The organism is Pseudoalteromonas sp. T1lg48, assembly GCF_002964785.1.
In the GTDB taxonomy this organism is placed as follows: domain Bacteria; phylum Pseudomonadota; class Gammaproteobacteria; order Enterobacterales; family Alteromonadaceae; genus Pseudoalteromonas.
Genome location: NZ_PQCC01000005.1, coordinates 1 through 552, shown reverse-complemented (window position 1 = coordinate 552; position 552 = coordinate 1). Strand labels below are relative to the sequence as shown.

1 protein-coding gene is annotated in these 552 nt (G+C 39.5%); it reads right to left on the bottom strand.

The window, feature by feature from the left end:
- Positions 1-90 precede the first annotated feature (90 nt).
- Positions 91-495, bottom strand: a complete 405-nt coding sequence (locus C2M29_RS08315) for a hypothetical protein (protein WP_105188984.1) — start codon at positions 493-495, stop codon at positions 91-93.
- Positions 496-552: the final 57 nt, after the last annotated feature.

Sequence of the window (552 nt, the reverse complement as noted above, 5' to 3'; positions counted from 1 at the left end):
TAACGCTTTACTAATGGGCTGCCGCAGCGCAGCGTAGGCAGTCCCGTGGAGGCCACGCTGTTTGTGGCCGGAACGAAATTTAGTAACTTGTTATATAGCCTTGCGTAACCAAAGTAGATGCAAAACTATATGAATAAACAAAAATAAAGCAGGGCATAAAAACAAATAAATCCCAAACCAGCCACTAACGAGTGTAAAAATTTCACCGTCAAATTTAACACCTGACCAATAGGTAAATACCAGGGATATTAAGCCTAAAATAAGAAATACCAACCGCGTTCTAAGATTAAGCTTTAAACCCCAACTTACTGAAGTTAAAGCAATATAGCCTGCAATCCCAAATAGCGAAGTCAGAATCCATTTAAGGCTAAATGTTATCGGTAAATCAAAAATACTGCCTAGTGCACCAATTAAAGCAAAGCATGCGAGTAAAACCAATAAAGTTGATGGCACCCAGGCAAAAACAGTAGTTAACCCAATCAGTAGATTTCTCATAAGCCTCTTAGGCTATATAACGCCTCAATATGGGGCGCATAAATGCATGGCTATACT